This window comes from Paraoerskovia sediminicola (assembly GCF_030296575.1).
GTDB lineage: Bacteria > Actinomycetota > Actinomycetes > Actinomycetales > Cellulomonadaceae > Paraoerskovia > Paraoerskovia sediminicola.
This window is the reverse complement of sequence record NZ_AP027729.1, coordinates 1,119,698-1,141,648: the sequence shown is the minus strand read 5'-3', so window position 1 is coordinate 1,141,648 and position 21,951 is coordinate 1,119,698. Positions and strand designations below refer to the sequence as shown.

17 protein-coding genes and 3 pseudogenes are annotated in these 21,951 nt (G+C 73.0%); 15 read left to right on the top strand and 5 right to left on the bottom strand.

All coding sequences use genetic code 11. The annotated features are described in order from the left end of the window. Positions 1-350: 350 nt before the first annotated feature. Positions 351-1,313, bottom strand: coding sequence for a helix-turn-helix transcriptional regulator (locus QUE47_RS05395; protein WP_286218891.1), 963 nt, complete (start codon positions 1,311-1,313; stop codon positions 351-353). A gap of 115 nt (positions 1,314-1,428) precedes the next feature. On the opposite strand from QUE47_RS05395, the gene QUE47_RS05390 reads away from it, so the two are divergent. After that, positions 1,429-2,322, top strand: a complete 894-nt coding sequence (locus QUE47_RS05390) for an aldo/keto reductase (protein ID WP_286218890.1) — start codon at positions 1,429-1,431, stop codon at positions 2,320-2,322. Positions 2,323-2,448: 126 nt separating this feature from the next. Here QUE47_RS05390 and QUE47_RS05385 read toward each other — a convergent pair whose 3' ends face one another. Next, complete coding sequence (locus QUE47_RS05385; RefSeq protein WP_286218888.1) at positions 2,449-3,480, bottom strand: iron-siderophore ABC transporter substrate-binding protein; 1,032 nt, start codon at positions 3,478-3,480, stop codon at positions 2,449-2,451. An 82-nt stretch (positions 3,481-3,562) separates the two neighbouring features. On the opposite strand from QUE47_RS05385, the gene QUE47_RS05380 reads away from it, so the two are divergent. The 3 genes from QUE47_RS05380 to QUE47_RS05370 are packed head-to-tail and all read left to right on the top strand — an operon-like array spanning position 3,563 to position 6,533. Further along, entirely contained in the window at positions 3,563-4,639 is a 1,077-nt protein-coding gene (locus QUE47_RS05380; protein WP_434019732.1) for a FecCD family ABC transporter permease, read from the top strand. After that, positions 4,636-5,700 carry a FecCD family ABC transporter permease gene (locus QUE47_RS05375; protein ID WP_286218887.1) on the top strand — a complete coding sequence of 355 codons (1,065 nt, stop codon included), beginning with the start codon at positions 4,636-4,638 and terminating at the stop codon, positions 5,698-5,700. Before QUE47_RS05380 ends, QUE47_RS05375 begins: the two co-directional genes overlap by 4 nt. Further along, a complete protein-coding gene (locus tag QUE47_RS05370; RefSeq protein ID WP_286218886.1) occupies positions 5,697-6,533 on the top strand; it encodes an ABC transporter ATP-binding protein in 837 nt (278 codons plus the stop codon). Before QUE47_RS05375 ends, QUE47_RS05370 begins: the two co-directional genes overlap by 4 nt. A gap of 13 nt (positions 6,534-6,546) precedes the next feature. Here QUE47_RS05370 and QUE47_RS05365 read toward each other — a convergent pair. Together QUE47_RS05365 and QUE47_RS05360 are read right to left on the bottom strand one after the other, a co-directional pair. After that, positions 6,547-7,700, bottom strand: a pseudogene (locus tag QUE47_RS05365) (enolase C-terminal domain-like protein). A gap of 125 nt (positions 7,701-7,825) precedes the next feature. Next, on the bottom strand, positions 7,826-8,692 hold the full coding sequence (locus QUE47_RS05360) for an NAD-dependent epimerase/dehydratase family protein (protein ID WP_286218885.1): 867 nt from the start codon (positions 8,690-8,692) through the stop codon (positions 7,826-7,828). Between the two features lie 117 nt (positions 8,693-8,809). Here QUE47_RS05360 and QUE47_RS05355 point away from each other — a divergent pair, with 117 nt between their 5' ends. From QUE47_RS05355 to QUE47_RS16630, 7 genes and pseudogenes are all read left to right on the top strand, one after another. Beyond that, on the top strand, positions 8,810-9,868 hold the full coding sequence (locus tag QUE47_RS05355) for a LacI family DNA-binding transcriptional regulator (RefSeq protein WP_286218884.1): 1,059 nt from the start codon (positions 8,810-8,812) through the stop codon (positions 9,866-9,868). Between the two features lie 69 nt (positions 9,869-9,937). After that, positions 9,938-11,347, top strand: coding sequence for an ABC transporter substrate-binding protein (locus QUE47_RS05350; protein ID WP_286218883.1), 1,410 nt, complete (start codon positions 9,938-9,940; stop codon positions 11,345-11,347). Positions 11,348-11,416: 69 nt separating this feature from the next. Continuing rightward, entirely contained in the window at positions 11,417-12,361 is a 945-nt protein-coding gene (locus QUE47_RS05345) for a carbohydrate ABC transporter permease (RefSeq protein WP_286218882.1), read from the top strand. Next, positions 12,358-13,320, top strand: a complete 963-nt coding sequence (locus QUE47_RS05340) for a carbohydrate ABC transporter permease (RefSeq protein WP_286218881.1) — start codon at positions 12,358-12,360, stop codon at positions 13,318-13,320. The genes QUE47_RS05345 and QUE47_RS05340 overlap by 4 nt, the downstream gene beginning before the upstream one ends. Positions 13,321-13,396: 76 nt before the next feature. Then, positions 13,397-15,619, top strand: coding sequence for a beta-galactosidase (locus tag QUE47_RS05335; protein ID WP_286218880.1), 2,223 nt, complete (start codon positions 13,397-13,399; stop codon positions 15,617-15,619). A gap of 71 nt (positions 15,620-15,690) precedes the next feature. Next, positions 15,691-16,826 (top strand): annotated as a pseudogene (locus QUE47_RS16635) (beta-galactosidase); the annotation flags it as partial. Then, entirely contained in the window at positions 16,821-17,726 is a 906-nt protein-coding gene (locus QUE47_RS16630; protein ID WP_350227731.1) for a beta-galactosidase, read from the top strand. The pseudogene QUE47_RS16635 and the gene QUE47_RS16630, both read left to right, overlap by 6 nt. Positions 17,727-17,772: 46 nt before the next feature. On the opposite strand, the gene QUE47_RS05325 is transcribed toward QUE47_RS16630, so the two are convergent. Beyond that, the gene (locus QUE47_RS05325; protein ID WP_286218879.1) at positions 17,773-18,687 is read right to left on the bottom strand and encodes a LysR family transcriptional regulator; all 915 of its coding nucleotides are present in this window, start codon (positions 18,685-18,687) and stop codon (positions 17,773-17,775) included. Between the two features lie 78 nt (positions 18,688-18,765). Between QUE47_RS05325 and QUE47_RS05320 the strand changes: the two genes are divergently transcribed. From QUE47_RS05320 to QUE47_RS05305, 4 genes and pseudogenes are all read left to right on the top strand, one after another. After that, positions 18,766-19,551 (top strand): SDR family oxidoreductase, encoded by a 786-nt coding sequence (locus QUE47_RS05320; protein ID WP_286218878.1) that lies wholly within the window; start codon positions 18,766-18,768, stop codon positions 19,549-19,551. Positions 19,552-19,636: 85 nt separating this feature from the next. Further along, positions 19,637-20,359 (top strand): annotated as a pseudogene (locus QUE47_RS05315) (alcohol dehydrogenase catalytic domain-containing protein); the annotation flags it as partial. Positions 20,360-20,484: 125 nt separating this feature from the next. Continuing rightward, on the top strand, positions 20,485-20,688 hold the full coding sequence (locus QUE47_RS05310; protein WP_286218877.1) for a zinc-binding dehydrogenase: 204 nt from the start codon (positions 20,485-20,487) through the stop codon (positions 20,686-20,688). Then, a complete protein-coding gene (locus QUE47_RS05305; protein WP_286218876.1) occupies positions 20,685-21,914 on the top strand; it encodes an MFS transporter in 1,230 nt (409 codons plus the stop codon). Before QUE47_RS05310 ends, QUE47_RS05305 begins: the two co-directional genes overlap by 4 nt. Positions 21,915-21,951: the final 37 nt, after the last annotated feature.

Below are 21,951 nucleotides of genomic sequence, written 5' to 3'. Positions count from 1 at the left end.
CGGACGTCATCACGACGTCCCAGGCGTCGGGGCCGATCCGGTAGTAGGTCTTGCGGTCCCCGGCGCGGGTGACCTTCTCGACGAACCCGGCCCGGACGAGGACCCCGAGGTTGGTGCTCACGCTGCCCGTGCTCGCGTGCAGGCCCTCGACGATCTGCTGCGCAGACTGCTCGGGCGGGTCGCAGACCTGCAGCCAGCCCAGCACGCGCCCGCCGGCGCGGGAGAAGCCCACGCCCTCCATGTAGAGGCCCATGTCCTCGACGAACTGCGCGAGGGCGGCGTCGTCAGGGACTGGGCTCCGTTTCATGGATTTCACTCTAGCGTGAAATCCATGAAAGGAGAACGTTCGCCTAGGCGGGGCTCGTCGGGCGCCTCCCGCTCGTCGGGCTCGTCGCGTCGGACGCCGCCGCACCGGTCCGGCCGGTCGGTGCCGCCTCGGCGGCACGGGTCGCGGCCCAGGCGGCGAGGAGCTTCAGCCCGTCGTCGGACGGCGACCCGGGGGTCGCGGTGTAGACGTTCAGCTGGAGCCCGGGGTCCGCGGGCAGGACGAGCGCCTCGTAGTCGAGCTCGATCCTCCCGACACCGGGGTGGTGGAACACCTTCGTGCCGGTGCGGTGGAAGCGCACGTCGTGCGACGCCCACAGCCGCCGGAAGTCCTCGCTGCGCGTGGACAGCTCGCCGACCAGAGCGGTCAGATGCTTGTCGTAGGGGTTCTTGCCGGCCTCGGAGCGCAGGATCGCGACGCTGTCGCGGGCGATGCGCTCGGCCTTGTCGCCCCAGAACTCCCGCGCCGCCGACGGGTCCAGGAAGTTGAACCGGGCCGTGTTGACGGGCTTGTTCGCGACGCGCTCGGGCGAGTCGTAGACCGGCGAGTACAGAGCCTCACCGAGGGCGTTGGCGCCGAGCACGTCCAGCCGCCCGTTGCGGACGAAGGCGGGGACGTCGACGAGCGCGTCGAGGATCCGCTGCACAGCAGGGCGCAGCGTCGCTGCGGGGGCGCGCTTCGCCCGGGAGCGCGCGGCACCCGACGCGTTGGCGGTGCGTGCCAGGTCGAACAGGTGGCCACGCTCCGCCTCGTCGAGCTGCAGCGCCTCGGCGAGGGCCTCCAGGACCTCCTCGGACGCGCCGCCCAGGTTCCCGCGCTCCAGCCGTGTGTAGTAGTCGACGCTCACGCCCGCGAGCATCGCGACCTCCTCGCGGCGCAGCCCCGGCACGCGGCGGTTGCCCCCGTACGCGGGCAACCCGGCCTGGTCCGGAGTGATCCGGGCGCGGCGGCTGGCGAGGAACTCGCGGGTCTCGGCCTTCAGGTCCATGACCCGACGGTACGACCGACGGCCCGACCGTGAGAGGTACAGGTGGTACCTGGGTCGACGAGCGGGGTACCAGCAGGCCCTGCCTGGGGCGGCGGCGCATCCTTACGGTGAGGACATGACCACGAACGAGATCCCCACCCTGACCCTGAACAACGGCGTCGAGATGCCCGCCCTCGGATACGGCGTCTTCCAGACGCCGCCGGAGGAGACCGTCACGGCGGTCGAGGCCGCGCTGCGCACCGGGTACCGCCACATCGACACGGCCGCCGCCTACGGCAACGAGCGCGAGGTCGGTGAGGCGATCCGCCGCTCCGGCGTCCCGCGGGACGAGATCTTCCTGGAGACGAAGGTCTGGATCAGCGACTTCGGCTACGAGGAGACCCTGCACGCGTTCGACAAGAGCGCTGCGAAGCTCGGCGTCGACACGATCGACCTGTTCATCCTGCACCAGGCCCTGCCGAGCCGGTTCGACCTCACGATCGCGGCCTACCAGGCGCTCGAGAAGCTGCTCGCCGACGGCAAGATCCGCGCGATCGGCGTCAGCAACTTCATGCGCGACCACCTCGCCGGGCTGCTCGACGCCACCGAGGTGGTCCCGGCCGTCAACCAGATCGAGGTCCACCCGTACTTCCGCCAGCCCGACGTCCTCGCGGCGGACGCGGAGTACGGCATCGTCAGCCAGGCGTGGTCGCCGATCGGCGGCATCACGTTCTACCGCGACGGCGAGAACACCAGCACCCTCGAGGACCCGACGGTCCGGCGGATCGCCGAGGCGCACGGCGTCACGGCGGCCCAGGTGATGCTGCGCTGGCACCTGCAGCAGGGTCGCTCGGCGATCCCCAAGTCCGTCACCCCGAGCCGCATCGAGGAGAACTTCGACGTCGTCGGCTTCGATCTGAGCGACGACGAGCTCGCCGAGATCGACGGCCTCGACACCGGGAAGCGCGGCGGCCCCGCACCCGAGGCCGTCACCCTCGAGTCCTTCGGGCGCGCGATCCCCGAAGCCTGATCCCGAGGGGCGGTGCGCGCACGGCGAAGGGCCGCCCGCGCGAGTCTGTCGACTCGTGTGAGCGGCCCTTCGCCTGCCTGCCCGGGGTGTCGGACGTCGTCCGTCACCCCGGGTCGTGAGGTCCGGTTACTTCGTGGCGTCCTCGAGCATCGGGACGAGCTCGTCGAGCGCGTACGCGGTCGAGAGCGTGGAGCCCAGGGAGTAGGCCGACGAGAGGTCGCCGTCCACGACGACGCTGTGTCCGTCGGCCACGGCCGGGATCGCCTTCCAGACGGCGTCCTCGGTGATCTCGGTGGTCTCGATCCCGATCGGGAAGGCGACAATCACGCCCGCGTCGAGGAGGTCGAGCTGCTCGGACGAGATGCTGACGAAGAAGGAGTCGACGTCCTCGCCGAGCTTCTCGACCTCGGGGTTCTGGTCGAACCCGAGCTCCTCGAGGAAGTCGAAGCGGGCGTCGCCCTCGAGGTAGGCGCCCCACCCCTCGCTGTAGCGCGTCGCCGCCGTCATGGTCATGTCGTCCCACTCGGGGTGCGCCTCGGCGGCCGCCTCGAACTTCGCGTCGAGGTCGTCGAGGAGCTGGTCGCCGGCGTCCTCCATGCCGAGGGCCTCCGAGATCATCTCGACCTGGTCCTCGGAGCTCGTCAGCCAGCTCTCGCCGCCCTCGGGGACGCCGATCGTCGGTGCGATCTCGGACAGGCGGTCGTAACGCTCCTGGTCGCCCGAGCCCTTGGTGTCGAGGATCAGGTCCGGCTCGAGCGCGGCGATGGCCTCGTACGAGGGCTCGTTCGCGTCGATGATCTCCGGGGAGGCGTCGTACAGGCCGTCGGCCCAGGGCCCGACCCCGTCGCCGCCGAAGCCGAGCCAGTCGGACGCGCCGACGGGCTGGACGCCGAGCGCGAGCGCCGTCTCGGAGTCGCCCCAGCCGAGGGCGACGACGCGCTCGGGCGCCGCCTCGACGGTGATCTCGCCGAACTTCGTGTCGACGGTCGCGGGGAACTCCCCGTCGGTGGTCCCGGTCGTGTCGGACGTGGCGGCGTCGGTCGCCTCGGCGGTGTCGTTCGCGTCGCTCGAGTCGTCCGACGAGCACGCGGAGAGCGCGATCAGCGAGACGCCGGCGACGGCGGCGACCGCGGTGGTCCGGGTGCGGGAGATCCTCATGGTGGGGCCTTTCGGGGGTTCTCGGGCTGCGGTGACACGGCTCCGTCGGCGCATCGCTTAGGTGAGCATAAACTTACCTGCTGTGAGGTCCCATCCCGTCACGGCGTCCGCGACGTCGACCCCGACCGCCACCCCGGAGCGCCGCTCCGGGCTGGCGCACGCCGCGGGGACCCGGACGCTCGGGCTGCTCGTCGCGCTCGCGGTGCTGGCGCTGGTGGTGGTCGCGAGCCTCGCCATCGGCTCCCGGGACATCCCGCTCGCCGTGGTGCGGGACGTCCTGCTCGGGGGCTCCGGCGGGTCGACCGAGGCCACGGTCGTCCTCGACCTGCGGCTGCCCCGCACGGTGACGGGTCTGACGGCGGGGCTCGCGCTCGGGCTGGCAGGCGCGATCATCCAGGCCGTCACCCGCAACCCGCTCGCCGACCCCGGGATCCTCGGGGTCACCTCCGGCTCCGCGTTCGCGGTCGCGCTGGCCGTGGGCGTCGTCGGGGCCACGGCCCCGGAGCAGTACGTGTGGTTTGCGTTCGGCGGGGCCCTGGCCGCGACGGTGATCGTCTACGTGATCGGTTCCGCCGGACGCGGCGGCGGGAGCCCCGCGCGCCTCACGCTGACGGGCGTGGCGCTCGGCGCCGTCCTCGGCGGGATCACCACGGCCATGGTCCTCGCCGACCCGACGCGGTTCGACGTGATGCGCGCCTGGCAGTCGGGATCGCTCGCCGACCGAGGGTGGGACGGGCTCACGACCGTGCTGCCGTTCGTCCTGGTCGGCGTCGTCGTCGCGCTCGCCCTGGCGCGACCGCTCAACGCGATGGCGATGGGCGACGACCTCGCGTCGTCCCTCGGGGCGAACCTGGCCGTAACCCGCACGTTGGCGGTCGTCGCGGTGACCCTGCTCGCCGGCGGCGCGACCGCGATCGCGGGCCCGATCGCGTTCGTCGGCCTGATGGTCCCGCACGTCGCACGGTGGATCGTCGGCCCCGACCAGCGGTGGATCCTCGCGTACACGCTGGTCCTCGCCCCGGTGCTCCTGATCGCCGCGGACATCCTCGGTCGCATCGTCGCCCGGCCCGGCGAGGTCCCCGCCGGCGTGGTCACGGCGTTCCTCGGTGCGCCCGTCCTCATCGCGCTCGTGCGCCGATCGAAGGCGAGCGGGCTGTGAGCGCGACCGCGGCGCAGACCAGCACCCGCCACCCGCGCGGACAGGTGCGGCTCCCTGCCCCGGGCGGGGACGTCGTCCTCCACCGTCGTGGCGCGATCGTCGGGGCGGCGCTCACCGCCGTCGCGGTGCTCCTCGCCCTCGTCTCGCTCGGCACCGGCGACTACCCTCTGTCCGTGCCCGAGGTCGTCCGGGCGATGTTCGCGACCGACGGCGGCTTCGCGACGACCGTCGTCCTCGACTGGCGGCTGCCGCGGGTACTCGTGGCGCTCGTGTTCGGCGCCGCGCTGGGCGTCTCGGGCGCGGTCTTCCAGTCGATGACCCGCAACCCGCTGGGTTCGCCGGAGATCATCGGCTTCACCACCGGCGCGTACACGGGCGCGCTCGTCGCGCTGATCGTGATCGGTGGTGCGTACGCCTCGACGACGGTCGGTGCCCTGCTCGGCGGACTGCTCACGGCGCTGGCCGTGTACCTCCTGGCCTACCGCAAGGGCATCAGCGGGTTCCGGCTGATCATCGTCGGGATCGGCGTGACCGCGATGCTCCAGGCCCTGAACACCTGGCTGATCCTGCGCGCGGACCTCGAGGTCGCGATGAGCGCGGCGTTCTGGCAGGCGGGCTCGATCGCGCTCGTCGGCTGGGAGCAGGCCGTCCCCGCGTTCGCGGTGCTCGCGGCGCTGGCCGTCCTGGTCGCCGTGCTCGCCGCGCCCATGCGCCAGCTCGAGCTGGGGGACGACGCCGCGCGGGCCCACGGGGTGCGGCTGGAGCCGGTGCGGCTCGCGCTGCTGGTCGTCGGTGTGGCGCTCATCGCCGTCGTCACGGCGATCGCGGGCCCCATCGCGTTCGTCTCCCTCGCCGCGCCCCAGATCGCGCAGCGACTGGCGGGGAGCGCCGGCCTGCCCCTCGTGAACACCGCGCTCACGGGCGCGGTGCTGCTGATCGCGGCCGACTTCGTCGCCCAGCACGCCCTCCCGTCCGCCGTGCCCGTCGGCCTCGTGACCGTCGTGATCGGCGGGCTGTACCTGATCGGTCTGCTCGTCCGTGAGGCGAGGCAGAAGCTATGAGAGAAGAGTCGTCGGTGACCGGACCCTCCGTGGAACAGCAGACCGCGCCGCGGGCGCGACTGGGCGCCCGGGACGTGACCCTCGCGTACGACACCCGGGTCATCGCGCAGGAGCTCTCGGTCGAGATCCCCGACGGTTCGTTCACCGTCATCGTCGGCCCCAACGCGTGCGGCAAGTCCACGCTGCTGCGGGCCCTGTCACGGCTGCTCAAGCCGACCGCGGGCGACGTCGTCCTCGACGGTCGCTCGATCGCGTCGTTCCGCGCCAAGGAGGCCGCGCGCGTGATCGGGCTCCTGCCGCAGAGCTCGACGGCACCCGACGGCATCACGGTCGCAGACCTCGTGGCCCGGGGACGCTACCCGCACCAGAAGCTCGTGAGCCGGTGGTCCGCAGCCGACGAGGCCGCCGTGACCCGGGCGATGGAGTCGACCCACGTCACGGACCTCGCCGGCCGGCTCGTCGACGAGCTCTCCGGCGGGCAGCGGCAGCGGGTCTGGGCGGCCATGGTGCTGGCCCAGGAGACCCCGATCCTCCTGCTCGACGAGCCGACGACGTTCCTCGACATCGCGCACCAGATCGAGCTGCTCGACCTGTTCGCCGACCTGCACCGCGGCGGGGCGACCCTCGTCGCCGTGCTGCACGACCTGAACCACGCGGCGCGCTACGCGACCCACCTCGTCGCGATGCGGGACGGCGCCGTCGTGGCGAGCGGGCCGCCGTCCGACATCGTGACGGCCGACCTGGTCGAGGAGGTCTTCGGGCTGCCGTGCGTCGTGATCGACGACCCCGTCACGGGGACGCCGCTCGTGGTGCCGCGGTCGGGTCGACCCTGAAGGGCCCGGACCGCTACGGGGCGATCAGGCCGCCGTCCGGCCCACGCACGCCCGCGGCCCAGGCGTCGTGGAACGCGAGCTCGGCAGGGAACCGCGCCGCCGCGGCCTCGTCGAGGTCGATGCCCCAGCCCGGCGCGTCGTTGGGCCGCAGCCAGCCGTCGATGATCCGCAGGGTCCCCGGGAAGACCTCGTGCACCGGCTCCGGGTAGACGTGGCCCTCCTGCACCCCGAACGCCGTCGAGGTCACGTCGAGCGCGACGTTCGCCGCCGCCGCGACCGGTGAGGTGTCGCCGGGGGCGTGCCACGCCGTCCGGACCCCGGTGAGCTCGGCGGCGACCGCGACCTGTCGGGCCGCCGTCAGCCCCCGATCGCGCTGATGTGGCAGCGGATCAGGTCGACCCCGCCGCTCAGCACGAGCCGCGCCGCGTCCGTCGTCGAGGTCGCGAGCTCGCCGACCGCGATCGGGACGGGCGACGCGGCGCGGACCTCGGGCAGGCGGTCCCAGTGCTCGGGTGCGAGGACGTCCTCGAGGAAGAACAGCCGGTACGGCTCGAGCGACCGCGCGAGGACCACCGCCTGCTTCGGGGTCAGGCGCGAGTGGGCGTCGTGGACCAGCTCGATGTCGTCACCGAGCTCCTCGCGGGCCCGGGCGAACAGCTCCGGCGTGCGGCGCAGGTACTCCTCGACCCGCCAGCCGTGCGGGTACGGCGCCCCGGGGTAGCCGGGCTCGGGGTCGGCAGGCGTGCCGTAGTGGCCTCTGCCGGTCTGGCCGGTCTGGAGGCGGACGTGCCGCTGGCCCGCGGCCATGAGTTCGCGCGCGTGGTCGAGGGTCGCCTCGATCGTCCGGCCGCCGGCGTGGAGGTAGGTGTCCGCGGCGTCGCGGACCTTGCCGCCCATGAGCTCGTGGACCGGCATCCCGGCGCGCTTGCCCGCGATGTCCCACAGCGCCATGTCGAGACCGGAGATCGCGTTGTTGCCGACCGGCCCCTCGCGCCAGTACGGGGCGAACCGGGCCAGGCGCAACAGGTCGCCGATGTCGCCCGGGTAGCGGCCCACGACGAGGCGCTCGAGGTTGCGCTCGACGTACTCGACGACGGAGTGCCAGCGCTGCGTGTACGTCGCGCAGCCGAGGCCGTACAGGCCCGGGACGTTCGTGTCGACGCGCACCACGACGAGCGCGATGCCGCCAGGGGCCGTGACGATCGCGCGGACGCCCGTGATCCGCGTGCCGTCGCGCGCCGGCCAGGGGGCCGCGAAGGCCGGGTCGGCGGGGTCGGCGGGGGAGGTGGCGTTCACGGGGTGCTCCGTTCGTCGTGGATCGAGTACCTGGGGCGGAACCCCAGCAGCGCCTGCGCCCGGCTCGTGTCGATCGCCGTCGCGTTCCCGGGGATCGGACGGCGCAGCGGGACGTCGGGCAGGTACGTCGCCAGCGCGTCGGCGGTGGGGGAGTCGAGCAAGGTGTCGCGGGCGGAGAGGCCGACGACGTGGGCGCCCGTCAGCGGCGCGGTCAGCGCCGCCTCGATCGCGCGCGCCGCGTCCCGCCCGTCGAGGTAGGCCCACCCCTCGGCCGCCTGGGCGGACGGGTCGGCGCGCACCCGCGCGAGCACGTCCCGCAGTCGGTCGCCGGTCGCCACGAACGGGAACCTCAGCGAGACCACGGTCATGCCCCAGCGCCGCGCCGCCATCTGCGCGGCGTCCTCCCCGGAGCGCTTCGAGAGCGAGTACGCGTCCGCGGCGTCGGGTGGCTGCGTCTCGTCGAGCGGGAACCACGGCGGTGGTGGGCGGTGCGGGTTGAGCGTGCGGCCCAGCGCGTTGATGCTGCTGGCGACGACGACCCGCGGGACGCCGCGCTCCCCGGCGACGCAGAGCACGGCGAACGTCGCGAGGACGTTGGTCCGGTAGACCTCGAACGGCGTCCCGAGCGTGGGGTGCGGTATCGCGGCGAGATGGACGACGGCGTCCGCCCCCTCGATCGCGTCGGCGACGACCTGCGGGTCGGTGCAGTCCCCGACGACGGTGCGGTCGGCGAGCGAGGGCGGTGCGGACGGCGACCTCGGCTCGAGCACGAGCCCGGTGACCGAGTGGCTGTCGGAGGTCAGGAGGCGCACGGTCTCGCGGCCGATGCCGCCGTCGGCGCCGGTCACGAGGACGCGGGTCATGAGGCCACCCTAGGCGCGCTCGTGACCGAATCGTGATGTCGCACCGGTTGACTACGTAGTCAGGCTGGTCTTGACTACGTAGTCATACGACGACGGAGTCGACAGACAGGATCAGATGTGAGCGCAAACAAAGCGGAGTCCACGCGGACTGCGACCAGGAGCGACCGCGGGGTCGTCGCCATGGACGTGGCCCGGGCTGCCGGCGTCTCGCAGAAGACCGTCTCCCGCGTCGTCAACGGCGACCCGCACGTGAGCGCCGCGGTGCAGGAGCGCGTCCGCGAGGTGATCGCGACGCTCGGCTACCGCCCCAACCGCGCCGCCCGGAACCTCGTGCTCGGGAGGACGCGCACCATCGGGCTCCTCTCGGTCGGGACCACCGACTACGGGCCGTCTGCCCTCATGGTCGGCACGGAGGTCGCGGTGCGCCGAGCCGGGTACTCGCTGCTGGTGGTCAACACGATCGAGGAGGACGAGTCGCTGATCAGCGCCGCCCTCGCCGACCTCGTCGACCAGGGCGTCGACGGCATCGTCATCAACGAGCCGGTCGGGTCGTTCACGCTCCCGACCGACCTCGTCGGGGACCGGCCCGTGCTGAGCCTCTCCGGTCACTACGGGATCTCGACCTCCGAGATCGCGCTCGACGCCGACCAGCCCAGCGGTGGCCGCATCGCGACCCAGCACCTGCTCGACCTGGGCCACCGCACCGTGCACCACGTCGCCGGGCCGTCCACGTTCCGTTCGGCGGCTCTGCGCACCATCGGCTGGCGCGACACGCTCGTCGCCGCCGGCCGGGAGGTCCCCGACGTCCGCTACGGCGACTGGACCTCGCGCTCGGGCCACGCCGTCGGCGCCGAGCTCGCCGCCGACCCGACGGTCACCGCGATCTTCTCGGCCAACGACCAGATGGGCATCGGCGTCATGCGGGCGCTCGCCGAGGCGGGCCGCCGCGTGCCCGAGGACGTGAGCGTCGTCGGCTTCGACGACATCCCCGAGGCCGCCTACCTCGCCCGCGCGCTGACGACGGTCCGCCAGGACTTCGTCGGCATGGCGGGGCACGGCGTCGCACGCCTGGTCGAGGCGATCGAGACGCCGCGCCGGCAGGACATCACCGAGAGCTATCCGATCTCCCTCGTCGAGCGGGAGACCACCGCACCTCCACCACCCCGGGGCATCTGACGCCCTCGCAGGACCAGCACGGCCGCGCACCGGAGACCCGGGCGTGGGACACATCACGAAGGAGTGAGCATGTCGAACCGCACGCACCACCGTTCCCGCCGAGGGGCAGCCCTCGTCTCGGGTGCCGCCGTCCTCACCCTCGCCCTCGCCGCCTGCAGCGGCAGCGTCGACACCGACGACTCGTCGTCCGGCGGCTCCGGAGGAGACGGCGAGGCGGCCACCGCCGAGCTGGTCTCGCAGGAGGAGATCGACGAGGCGATGTCGACGCCGACGAAGCTGACGTTCTGGACCTGGGTGCCCGACATCCAGAACCAGGTCGACATGTTCGAGGCCGAGTACCCGGAGATCGACGTCGAGGTCGTCAACGTCGGTCAGGGGCAGGAGCACTACAAGAAGCTCCGCAGCGCGCTCCAGGCCGGGCAGGGTGCCCCTGACGTCGCACAGGTCGAGTTCCAGATGATCCAGTCGTTCGCGCTCGGCGACAACCTGCTCGACCTCACCCCGTACCTGCCCGAGGGGACGGGCGACGAGTACGTCCCGTGGGTCTGGGAGCAGATCAAGTCGACCGACGGCTCCAAGGTCTTCGCCGTCCCGCAGGACTCCGGACCCATGGGCCTGCTCTACCGCACCGACCTCCTCGAAGACGCCGGGATCGACGTGCCGGAGACCTGGGACGAGTTCGGCCAGGCGGCGCGCGACCTCCGTGAGGCGAACCCCGACGCGTACCTGGCGGACCTCCCGGGCAACGACATGGGTCAGTTCACGGCGCTGCTGTGGCAGGCCGGCGCCCGGCCGTTCGGCTGGGACGGCGGCGAGACGGTGACGATCGACGTGACCTCCGACGAGGCGACGCAGGTCGCGCAGTTCTGGGGCGACCTCATCGCCGACGACGCGATCGCGGTCGACCCCGACTTCAACGACGCCTGGTACCAGGGGCTCGCCAACGGCAAGTACGCCGGCTGGACCGCGGCGGCGTGGGGCCCGGTGTTCCTGCAGGGCACCGCGGGCAACACCTCCGGGAACTGGGGTGCGGCCCCGATCCCGCAGTGGGAGTCGGGGCAGCAGATCTCGGCCAACTGGGGTGGTTCGTCGGACGCCGTGATGGCGAGCTCCGAGAACCCCATCGCCGCCTCGCAGCTCGCGCTGTGGATCAACAACGACCCCGAGTCGACGCTGCGGCTCGCCAACGAGCAGTTCCTGTTCCCGACCCTCGTCGAGACGCTCGAGGACCCGGCGTTCGTCGACCAGGAGGCGGAGTTCTACGGCGGTGAGAAGGTCAACGCCAAGTTCGCGGAGTACTCGACGTGGGTCGACGCCGACTTCGCTTGGCTGCCGTTCATGGACCTGGCCTACTCGGAGGGCGAGGAGACCGTCGGCAAGGCCATCGCCGAGGGCGGGGACCTCGTCGCCGCGCTCCAGGCCTGGCAGGACGCGCTGGTCGCGTACGCCGAGCAGCAGGGGTTCACGGTCGAGCAGTGAGCCGGCCCGTCGCCCCCGGGGCACGACCCCGGGGGCGGCGCCCGCCCACCCGAAACTGACGGAGGACAGATGTCGACGAAGACGACCGCCGTACCCAGCAGACCCACCCAGGCGCCCCGCAAGCGCGGCGCCTCCCCCATGAAGCGGCGCCAGAACGCCGCCGCCTACTCGATGGTCGCGCCGTTCCTCGTGATCTTCGTCCTCATGCTCGTCGTCCCGCTGTTCTACGCCGGGTACCTGAGCCTGTTCCAGGACCGGCTCGTCGGCGGGGTCTCGTTCGTAGGCCTCGAGAACTACGTGCGGGCGCTCCAGGACCCGTCGTTCCTCGGCGGCGTCCTGCGCATGGTCAAGTTCCTGCTCATCCAGGTGCCGATCATGCTCGGCCTCGCCCTGGTCTTCGCGCTCGTGCTCGATGCGGGGATCCTGTACGCCCAGCGCTTCGTGCGGCTCGGGATCTTCGTTCCGTACGCGGTCCCGGGCGTCGTGGCCGCCCTCATGTGGGGCTACCTCTACGGTCCCGACTTCGGGCCCGCCGCGCAGATCGCGGAGAAGCTCGGCCTGCCCGCCCCGGACTTCCTCTCCAACGAGTGGATGCTCGGCTCGATCATGAACGTGGTCACGTGGGAGTTCGTCGGCTACAACATGATCATCCTGTACGCGGCCCTCCGGTCGATCCCGTCGGAGCTCTACGACGCCGCCGCCGTCGACGGCGCCGGCAAGGTCCGGACCGCGTGGAGCATCAAGATCCCGTCGATCCGCCCCGCGCTGATCCTGACGCTGATCTTCTCCGTGATCGGGACGTTCCAGCTCTTCAACGAGCCGAACCTCCTGAGGTCGCTCGCGCCGAACGTCATCGGCGTCGACTACACGCCGAACCTCTACGCCTACAACCTCGCCTTCATCAACCGGGACGTGAACTACGCCGCCGCCATCGCGTTCCTGCTCGGGTTCGTGATCATGGTCGTCTCCTACGTGGTGCAGCTCTCGGCCCAGCGAAAGGAGCGTGCAGCATGAACGCCCCAGCACAGGTCGGCACGACGCCCGACCGGACCGACGCCTCGTCGGCACCGCCTCGTGGCGGCGCAGGTTCTCAGCGGACGCCGCGGTCCCGCCGGCACTCGAGCGACAAGCCACGGCGCAACGTCCTCGTGACGGTGCTGATGCTCTGCGCCCTCGCGTACTTCCTGCTCCCGCTGTACTGGGTCGCGATCGCCTCGACCAAGTCCAACGCCGACCTGTTCAGCACCTTCGGCCTCTGGTTCGCGGACTCCAACAGCTTCGTCGAGAACGTCAAGGCGGTCTTCACGACCCAGGACGGCGTCTTCGCGCTGTGGATGCGCAACTCAGTCGTCTACTCGGTGGTCAGCGCGGTCGGCGCCGCGCTCCTGGCGACCGCGGCCGGCTACGCCTTCGCCAAGTACCGGTTCCCCGGCGGGGACGCGCTGTTCAGCGTGGTGCTCGGCGCCGTGATGATCCCGATGACGGCCCTCGCGATCCCCACCTACCTGCTGTTCGCGAACGCGAACCTGACGAACACGCCGTGGGCGATCATCCTGCCGTCGCTCGTCAGCCCGTTCGGCGTCTACCTCATGCGGGTCTATGCCGCGGGTGCGGTCGACGACACCCTCATCGAGGCGGGGCGGGTGGACGGCGCCGGCGAGCTGCGGATCCTCTTCCAGGTCTCCGCCAGGCTCCTCGTCCCCGGTCTGGTGACCGTGCTCCTCTTCCAGCTCGTGGCCACGTGGAACAACTACTTCCTGCCGCTGATCATGCTGAACAGCCCGGAGCTCTACCCGCTGACGGTGGGCCTCGCACAGTGGCAGGGCGCCGCCGCCGGCGGCTCGGGCTCGTCGCCCCTGTTCTCGAGCGTCATCACCGGGTCGTTCATCTCGATCATCCCGCTCGTGGTCGCGTTCCTCTTCCTCCAGCGGTACTGGCAGTCCGGCCTCGCCACGGGCGGGGTGAAGGGCTGACCGCCAGCCGCCCTCCAGGACGGGCGCGCCGCCGTCCGACGATCGTCTCGACCATCCCAGAGCAGGAGCCCCACCCATGTCCCTCACCGACGACCGCGTGCGCTTCGGCGCGGCCTACTACCACGAGTACCACCGGCCCGGGGAGGACCCGCGGCCCGAGCGGCTCGCCCAGGACCTCGACCAGATGGCCGCCGCCGGCTTCACGGTGATCCGCGTCGGCGAGTCGGTGTGGACGACGTGGGAGCCCGAGGAGGGCAGGTTCGACCTCGACTGGTTGCAGCCCGTCCTGGACGGCGCGCACGAGCAGGGCATCGACGTCGTCCTCGGCACGCCGACCTACGCCTTGCCGCCGTGGATGGTGCGGCGGTACCCGGAGGTCGCGGGCGAGGACGCGACCGGTCGGCGGATGGGCTGGGGCGCGCGCCAGGAGGCCGACTTCACGCACCCGGTGTTCCGGTTCCACGCCGAGCGGGTGCTGCGCAAGATCGTCGAGCGGTACCGCGACCACCCGGCCGTCGTGGGATGGCAGGTCGACAACGAGCCCGGCCTTCACCTGCTCCACAACCACGGGATCTTCCAGCGGTTCGTGGACCACCTGCGCGCCGAGTACGGCGACGTCGAGACCCTCAACCGCGAGTGGGGCCTCGTGTACTGGTCGCACCGCCTCTCGACGTGGGCCGACCTCTGGACGCCCGACGGCAACGCCCAGCCCCAGTACGACCTCGCGTGGCGGCGCTTCCAGGCCGGCCTCACGACCGAGATGATCGCGTGGCAGGCCGACGCGGTGCGGGCCCTCGCCCGTGACGACCAGGCCGTCACGACCTGCATCGCCTACGACCGCCCGGCGCTGGAGGACGTCGAGCTGTCGCGGGCGCTCGACGTCACCAGCGGCAACGCGTACTTCGGCATGCAGGACGCCCTCGAGCACCCGGGCGTCGCCGGCGCACCCCAGGCGTGGACGGTGCGGGGGACCTGGGCGCTGTTCCAGGCGGCCGACATGATGTTCTCCAGCAAGGACGCGCCCTTCCTCGTCACCGAGACCAACGCGCAGGCGATCGGCGGGCCCGAGAACAACTTCCCCGCCTATCGCGGGCAGTGGCGACAGGCCGCGTGGGCCCTCGTGGCCCGCGGCGCCCGCATGGTCGAGTACTGGCACTGGCACACGCTCCACTACGGCACCGAGACCTACTGGGGCGGCGTCGTCCCCCACAACGGCCGACCGGGCCGCACCTACCGCGAGCTCGCCCAGATCGGTGCGGAGCTCGGGACCGCCGGGCCGCTGCTGGCCTCGGCCCGACCTGACGCCGACGTCGGGATCGTCTACTCGTCCGAGGCACGGTGGGCGCTCGCGGCGCAGCCGTCGCTGACGCGCGACGACGGCACGGCGGACACCAACACGTACCCCCGGGTCGTCTCGGCGTTCTACCGCGGGGCGTTCGACGCCGGGCTCCAGGCCCGCGTCGTGCGCCCGGCAGCGCTGTTCGACGACTCGCCCGCGGACGTCGCCGCGCGGCTCCCCGTGCTCGTCGCGGCGGCGCTCTACACGGCGACGGACGCCCAGCTCGACTGGCTGCTCGCCTACGCGGAGGCCGGCGGGCACCTCGTGCTCGGCCCCCGCACCGGGTACGCCGACCACGAGGCGCGTGCGCGCACCGACGTCCAGCCCGCGCGGCTGAGCGGCGCCGCCGGCGTCTGGTACGAGGAGTTCACCAACCTCCTGGAGCCGGTGCGGGTCGTGTCGCCCGGCGAGCGGGCGGACGGGGCGCCGGACGGCGCTCGCGGGCTCGACGTCCCGGCGGGCGCCACCGCCGAGGCCTGGGTCGACTGTCTTCTCCCGGGGTCCCCGGACGCCGGCGGGGCGGGCGGGGCCGGGGAGCATGGAGCGACGGTCCTCGCCCGGTACGACCACCCGCACCTCGGCGAGTTCGCGGCCGTCACGACGCGGGTCCACGGCGCGGGGCGCGTCACGACCGTCGGCACCGTGCCCGGCGTCGACCTCGCGCGCGCCGTCGTCGGCTGGGCGGCGCCGGCCCCGCTCGCCGGGTGGCAGGACCTGCCCGCGAGCGTCACGGTCAGCACCTCCACGACCGCCGACGGCCGACGCGTCCACGTCGTCCACAACTGGTCATGGGACCGGGTCGAGGTGACGGCGCCCGCCGGGCTCGAGCTCGTCGTCCGACCGGGTCACGGCGACACCTCGGGGGCGGACGACGTCCCGGCAGCAGGAGCGTCGGTCTCCGCGGGGGAGCGGGTCGCGCTCGGGGCGTGGGACGTGCTCGTCGCGGTGACGGCGGGCTGACCGGACCGGGGAGCAGGGCGAGCGCGACCAGCGCGGCGAGACACACGGACGAGCAGAGGGGCAGGACCACCATGAGCGGTACGACCAGCAGCACCACCACCGGCACGAGCGGCGCATCGGCGGTGCGATGGCCGGCGCCGGGCATCGCCTACGGCGCCGACTACAACCCGGAGCAGTGGCCCGAGGAGGTCTGGGCCGAGGACGTCGCGCTGATGCGCGAGGCCGGCGTGAACCTCGTGAGCCTCGGGATCTTCTCGTGGGGGCTCCTCGAGCCCGAGGAGGGCCGGTACGACTTCGGGTGGTTCGACCGCGTGATCGACCTGCTCCACGAGAACGGGATCGGCGTCGACCTCGCGACGCCGACGGCGGCGCCGCCGGTGTGGATGCACCAGGCCTACCCGGAGATCCTTCCCGTCGACGCGTCGGGCCACCGGTACAGCCAGGGGTCCCGCGAGTCGTGGTGCCCCAGCTCGCCGGTGATCAGGCAGCACGCGCTGCGCATCGCGCGGGCCCTCGCCGAGCGCTACGGGTCGCACCCGGCCGTGCGCATGTGGCACGTCTCGAACGAGTTCGCGTGCCACAACGCCCGCTGCTACTGCGACGTGTCGGCCGCGGCGTTCCGCGTCTGGCTGCGCGAGCGGTACACGTCGATCGACGCCGTCAACGCCGCGTGGGGCACCGCGTTCTGGAGCCAGAACTACACGTCGTTCGAGCAGGTGCTCCCACCGCGGCTGACGACGACGATCAGCAACCCGAGCCAGATCCTCGACTTCCACCGGTTCTCGTCGGACGAGCTGATCGGGCAGCTGGAGGCCGAGGCCGCCGTGCTGCGCGAGGTGACGCCGGACACCCCCGTGACGACGAACTTCATGGTGATGGGTGACTTCGAGGGCGTCGACTACGGCGCCATGCGCCGGCACGTCGACCTCGTCTCGAACGACCACTACCTGTGGTCCGAGGACCCGACCTCGTGGCGGGACCTCGCGTTCAGCGCGGACCGGGTGCGGGGCTCGCCGGCGGCGACCCGTGGCTGCTGATGGAGCACTCGACGAGCGCCGTGAACTGGCAGCCGCGCAACATCCCCAAGGCCCCGGGCGAGATGCTCCGCAACTCGCTGGGTCACGTCGCCCGCGGCGCCGACGGCGTCCTGTTCTTCCAGTGGCGGCAGTCCCGGGCCGGTGCGGAGACGTACCACTCGGGGATGGTCCCGCACGCGGGCCGCGACTCCGCGCTGTTCCGGGACGTCGTCCGCCTCGGTGACGTGCTCGGCAGGCTCGGCGAGCTGCGGGGGAGCGTCGTCCCGCGGTCACGGATCGCGATCCTGTGGGACCAGGAGGCCGGGTGGGGCACCGCACTGCCCGCGCAGCCGACGTCGCTGACCTACCTGGACCAGGCTCGCCGGCTGCACGCCGCGCTCGTGGACGCCGGGGTGCCCGTCGACGTCGTCCCGGCGACCGACGACCTCGACGGCTACGACGTCGTCCTCGTGCCCACCCTGTACCTCGCACCCGAGGGGACCGCGGACCGGCTGGCCGGGGTCGTCGCCCGCGGCGGCCAGGTCGTCGTGACCTACTTCTCGGGCATCGTGGACGCCGCGAACCGGGTGCTGCTCGGCGGGTACCCCGGCGAGTTCCGGGAGCTGCTGGGCGTGCGGGGCGAGGAGTTCGCGCCGCTGCCCGAGGGTGGGACGGTCACGCTCAGCGACGGGTCCGTCGGCGAGGTGTGGACGGAGCGGTTCACGGCGGTGGACGCCGACGTCGTCAGCCGGTTCACGTCGGGCCCGTCGGAGGGCGGGCCTGCGGTGACCCGCCGCCGCTCGGGCGGCGGCTCCGCCTGGTACGTCTCGACCCGGCTGGACGCGGGATCGACCGCGGCCTTCGTCGCGACCCTGCTCGACGAGGCCGGGATCGAACCGGTCGCCGCCCCGGCGCCCGGGGTCGAGCTCGTCCGCCGGGTGGACGGCGAGCGCTCGTGGGTGTTCGCGATCAACCACACGGACGAGGACCACACGCTCGCGGTCGCCGGCCACGACCTCGTCGCCGACGCCCGCCACGAGTCGGGTGCCGTGGTCCCGGCACGCGGCGTGGTGGTGGTCCGCGAGGACTGACGGCAGCGTGCCGACGGACCGCGCACCCGGCGACCGGGTGCGCGGTCTACGCGACGCGCGGCGCCCCGCGGGCGACGACCGCGTCGGCGAAGGACCGTGCCAGCCCGTCGCCGTCGTTCGCGACCATGACGACGATCTCGCGCCTCAGCCGCGGAGCGAGGTGCCGGACGCCGTCCCAGCCGCCCGGTGCCAGGGCGGAGGCCGGGACCAGTGCCGGGCCGAGCCCGGCGCGCGCGAGCGCCGCTGCGGTCGTGGCGTGCAGGGTGCGGACTGCGGGGCGCAGCACGACGCCGTGCCGCGCAGCGGCGGCGTCGAGCCAGCCACCGAGGCTGTTGGCCGGGTGGTAGTGGACCACGGGCCCGGCGGCGAGCTCGTCCCAGGTCACGGGCGCCGCCGGTGGCGGATGCTCGAGATCCGGTCCGTCCGGGCGGCCGACGCGGGGCTGCCCCGGCAGGACGACGTGGATCTCCTCCCGGCCGACCACGAGCCTGCGTCCGGTCCAACCCGGTGACCGCGGGCCGATGCCGAGGTCCGCCTGCTCGGTGTCGAGGAGGCGCGCGACGTCGTCGGCGCTCGTGGACTCGACGATGTCGAGGTCCACTTCCGGGCGTCGGGCCAGCCACTCGCGCAGGACGGGCGCCACGACGGGCGCCGTCATGCTCTCGACCACCGCGACGCGCAGGCGGCCGGCCTCACCACGGGCGACGGCCTGCCCGGCGTCGACGGACCGCTCGACCGCGGCGAGCGCCGCCCGGGCGTCGGCGAGCATCGCGGCACCTGCCGCGGTGGGGCGCACCCCGCGGGGCAGTCGTTCGAGCAAAGGGGTGCCGACCTCGCGCTCCAGCGCGGTCAGCTGCTGCGAGACGGCGGGCTGGGACAGGTGCAGGGCGCGCGCAGCGGCCGTGATCGACCCGTGGTCGACGACGGCGATCAGCGTCGAGAGCGCGCGGAGCGATGGCATAACCCGATCTTATGGCAAGCATCGCGAAGAACGTCGCAGATGAGGAAGTCGTGGTCCGTCTCGCCCGTTGACCCGGACATGAGCAACGACACCGTGACACCCAAGACCACCCCGCCCCGCTCGATCGACGGCAGCTCCGTGCTCGTCGTCGGCACCGGCGGCATCGGCGCGGCCGTCGCCCGGGCCGCAGCACGCGGCGGCGCGACCGTGACCCTCGCGAGCCGCGACCTGCCCAGGGCGCAGCGTCTCGCCGAGCAGATCGCGTCGGACGTCGACGCCGCAGCCGACGATCGAGGCGGCGCCGAGGAGCGCGCCGAGATCCGTGCCGAGGTCGTCGACCTCGCCGACGAGGGCTCGGTCGCCGCGCTCGCGTCCCGCGTCGGCCGCGTGGACCACGTGATCAGCACCGCCGCCTCGCCGGCGAACGGGCCGATTGCCGACCTGACCCGCGAGGCGCTGCTCGGCGCCTTCGACGCCAAGGTCGTCGGCCCCGTGCTGCTCGCGAAGCACGTGGAGATCACAAGCTCCCTCACCGTGTTCTCCGGGGTCGTCGCCTGGCGGCCCGCCGCCGAGCGGGTCGCCATGGCGACCGCCAACGGCGCCGCGAGCTTCCTCGCTCAGGCGCTCGCGGTCGAGCTGGCCCCGGTCCGGGTCAACGCGGTCTCGCCCGGGGTCGTCGACTCCGGTGCCTGGGACCGGCTCGGCGACGCCAAGGCGGGGTTCCTCACCGAGGTCGCGAACGCCAACCCGACGCGCACCGTCGGCCACCCCGACGACCTCGCGCAGGCCGCCCTCTACCTCGCCACCAACCCGTACACGACCGGCACGACCCTGCACGTCGACGGCGGCGCCCGGCTCGCCTGAGCCGGGCGCCGCCCCCAAGCGCACGACACCCCGAGCCGCACGACACCCCCGACCGCACAGACCTGCCCACCCCCAGGAGACACCGATGACCACGACCAACCCGTCCACCACCACGCCACCCACGGCCGCTCCCGCGACCGTCCGGGCTGTGGCCTCGTTCGCCGGCCTCCCGGTCGACGACCCCGCCGCCCTGGTGGACGTCGTCCTCCCGACCTCCGCCCTGCGCCCGCACGACGTGCTCGTCCGGGTCGAGGCGGTCTCCGTCAACCCGGCGGACGTGAAGGTCCGCGCCGGGCTGCCCGACCTCCGTGACGCCGAGCCGCGGGTCCTCGGGTTCGACGCCGCCGGGACCGTGGTGGCCGTCGGCCCGGAGGCGACCGGGTTCGCCGCGGGCGACGAGGTCTACTACGCCGGCGACATCACGCGGCCCGGCTCGAACACCGAGCTCCACGCCGTCGACAGCCGGATCGTGGCGCGCACGCCGCGGACCCTCGGGTTCGCCGAGGCCGCGGCCCTGCCGCTCACCGCGCTGACCGCCTGGGAGTCGCTGTTCGAGCGTCTGCGCCTGGACGCGTCCAGCACGGGGACGCTGCTCGTCGTCGGTGGCGCCGGGGGCGTCGGCTCGGCCGCGATCCAGCTCGCGAAGCTCCGCACGGGCGTGCGGGTCCTCGCCTCCGCCTCGCGGGACGAGTCGCGGGCATGGGTGCGCGACCTGGGGGCGGACGACGTCGTCGACCACCACGACCTCGTCGCCTCGGTGCGTGCGGTGGCCCCGGAGGGTGTGGACCACGTCCTCACGACCCACTCCGCGGGCACCGTCGGCGCGCTCGCCGAGATCGTCAACCCGTTCGGCCAGATCGTCGCGATCGACGACCCGAAGGGCTCGACCTCCTGCCCCTCAAGGCGCGGTCGATCGCCTGGCACTGGGAGCTCATGTTCACCCGGTCGATGTTCTCGACGCCCGACATCGCCGAGCAGGGGCGCATCCTCGGGGCCGTCGCCGACCTCGTCGACTCGGGCGCCTACCGCTCGACGGCGACGACCGTCGTCGGCGACCTCACGGCCGCCGGGCTGCGCGAGGCGCACCGGCTCGTCGAGACCGGGCGCACCGTCGGCAAGGTCGTGGTGTCCCGATGAGCGCCCCGGCGACCGGCAGGGCAGCGCCCGCCGCACCGAAGTTCCGCATGCCGCCCCAGGTCTGGCTCCTGACCCTGGCTGCGTTCGCGATCGGCACCGCCGAGTTCGTCGTCGCCGGCATCCTCACCGACGTCGCGGGGTCGCTCGGCGTCACCGAGGGGCGCGCCGGGTACCTCATCACCGTCTACGCCGCCGCGATCGTCGTCGGCGGGCCCGTGCTCACCCTGTGGCTCGCCCGCTTCGACAAGCGGCGGGTGCTCGTCGGGCTCCTCCTGCTGTTCGTCGCCGGCAACCTCGTCGCCGCCTTCACCGACAGCTACCCCGTGCTGCTCGTCGCACGGACGGTCACCGGCCTCGTGCAGGGGCCGTTCTACGGGATCGGCGCCGTGGTGGCGACGTCCCTCGTCCCGACGTCGAAGGCGGGCCGCGCCGTCGGGCAGATGTTCGCGGGGCTCACCCTCGCGAACGTGCTCGGGGTCCCCGCCGGGTCGTGGATCGGGGAACGGTGGGGCTGGAACGCGTCGTTCCTCGTCGTCGCCGCGATCGGGGCCGTCGCCGCCGTGGCGATCGCCGTGGTGATCCGGGTGCCCCAGGCGGTCCGGACGCCGGACGCCGGTGCCGGCCCGGCGACGTCCGCCACGACCTCCGTGCGTGGCCAGCTGGCCGCGCTGCGCGACCCGCAGCTGCTCATGGGTCTCGCCATCACGGTGCTCGGCTGGCTCGGGTTCATGACGTTCTACGGGTACGTCGCGCCGGTCGCCGAGCAGGTCGCGGGGATCGACCGGTCGCTGCTGACGGGGGTGCTCGTCGTGATCGGCGCGGGACTCGTGCTGGGCAACGTGCTGGGCGGGCGCAGCGCGGACGCGAACCTCGCGCGGTCGATGCTGGGGTGGCCGATCGCGATGTCGCTCTCGCTGGTCGTCGTGGGGCTCGTGGCCGCGTCGCCGTGGCTGTTCGTCGTCGCGGCGTTCGTGTTCGGGGTGACGTCCTTCGCGAACGTCCCGCCGATGCAGATGCGGGTCATGCAGCAAGGGACAGCCGCGCCGGAGCTGGTCGCGACGCTGAACATCTCGGCGTTCAACCTGGCCAACGCGGCAGGTGGGCTGATCGGGGGCGTCGTGGTGGACAGCGCGCTCGGGGCCGGGGCGCTGCCGTTCGTCGCGGCGGCCCTGCCGGTGCTCGGGATCGCCCTGGTGCTCGTCGACCGGCGGCGACGCGTCGGGTGACGCACCGTGACATGCCGAGAGGTGGGCCGCTGCCCGC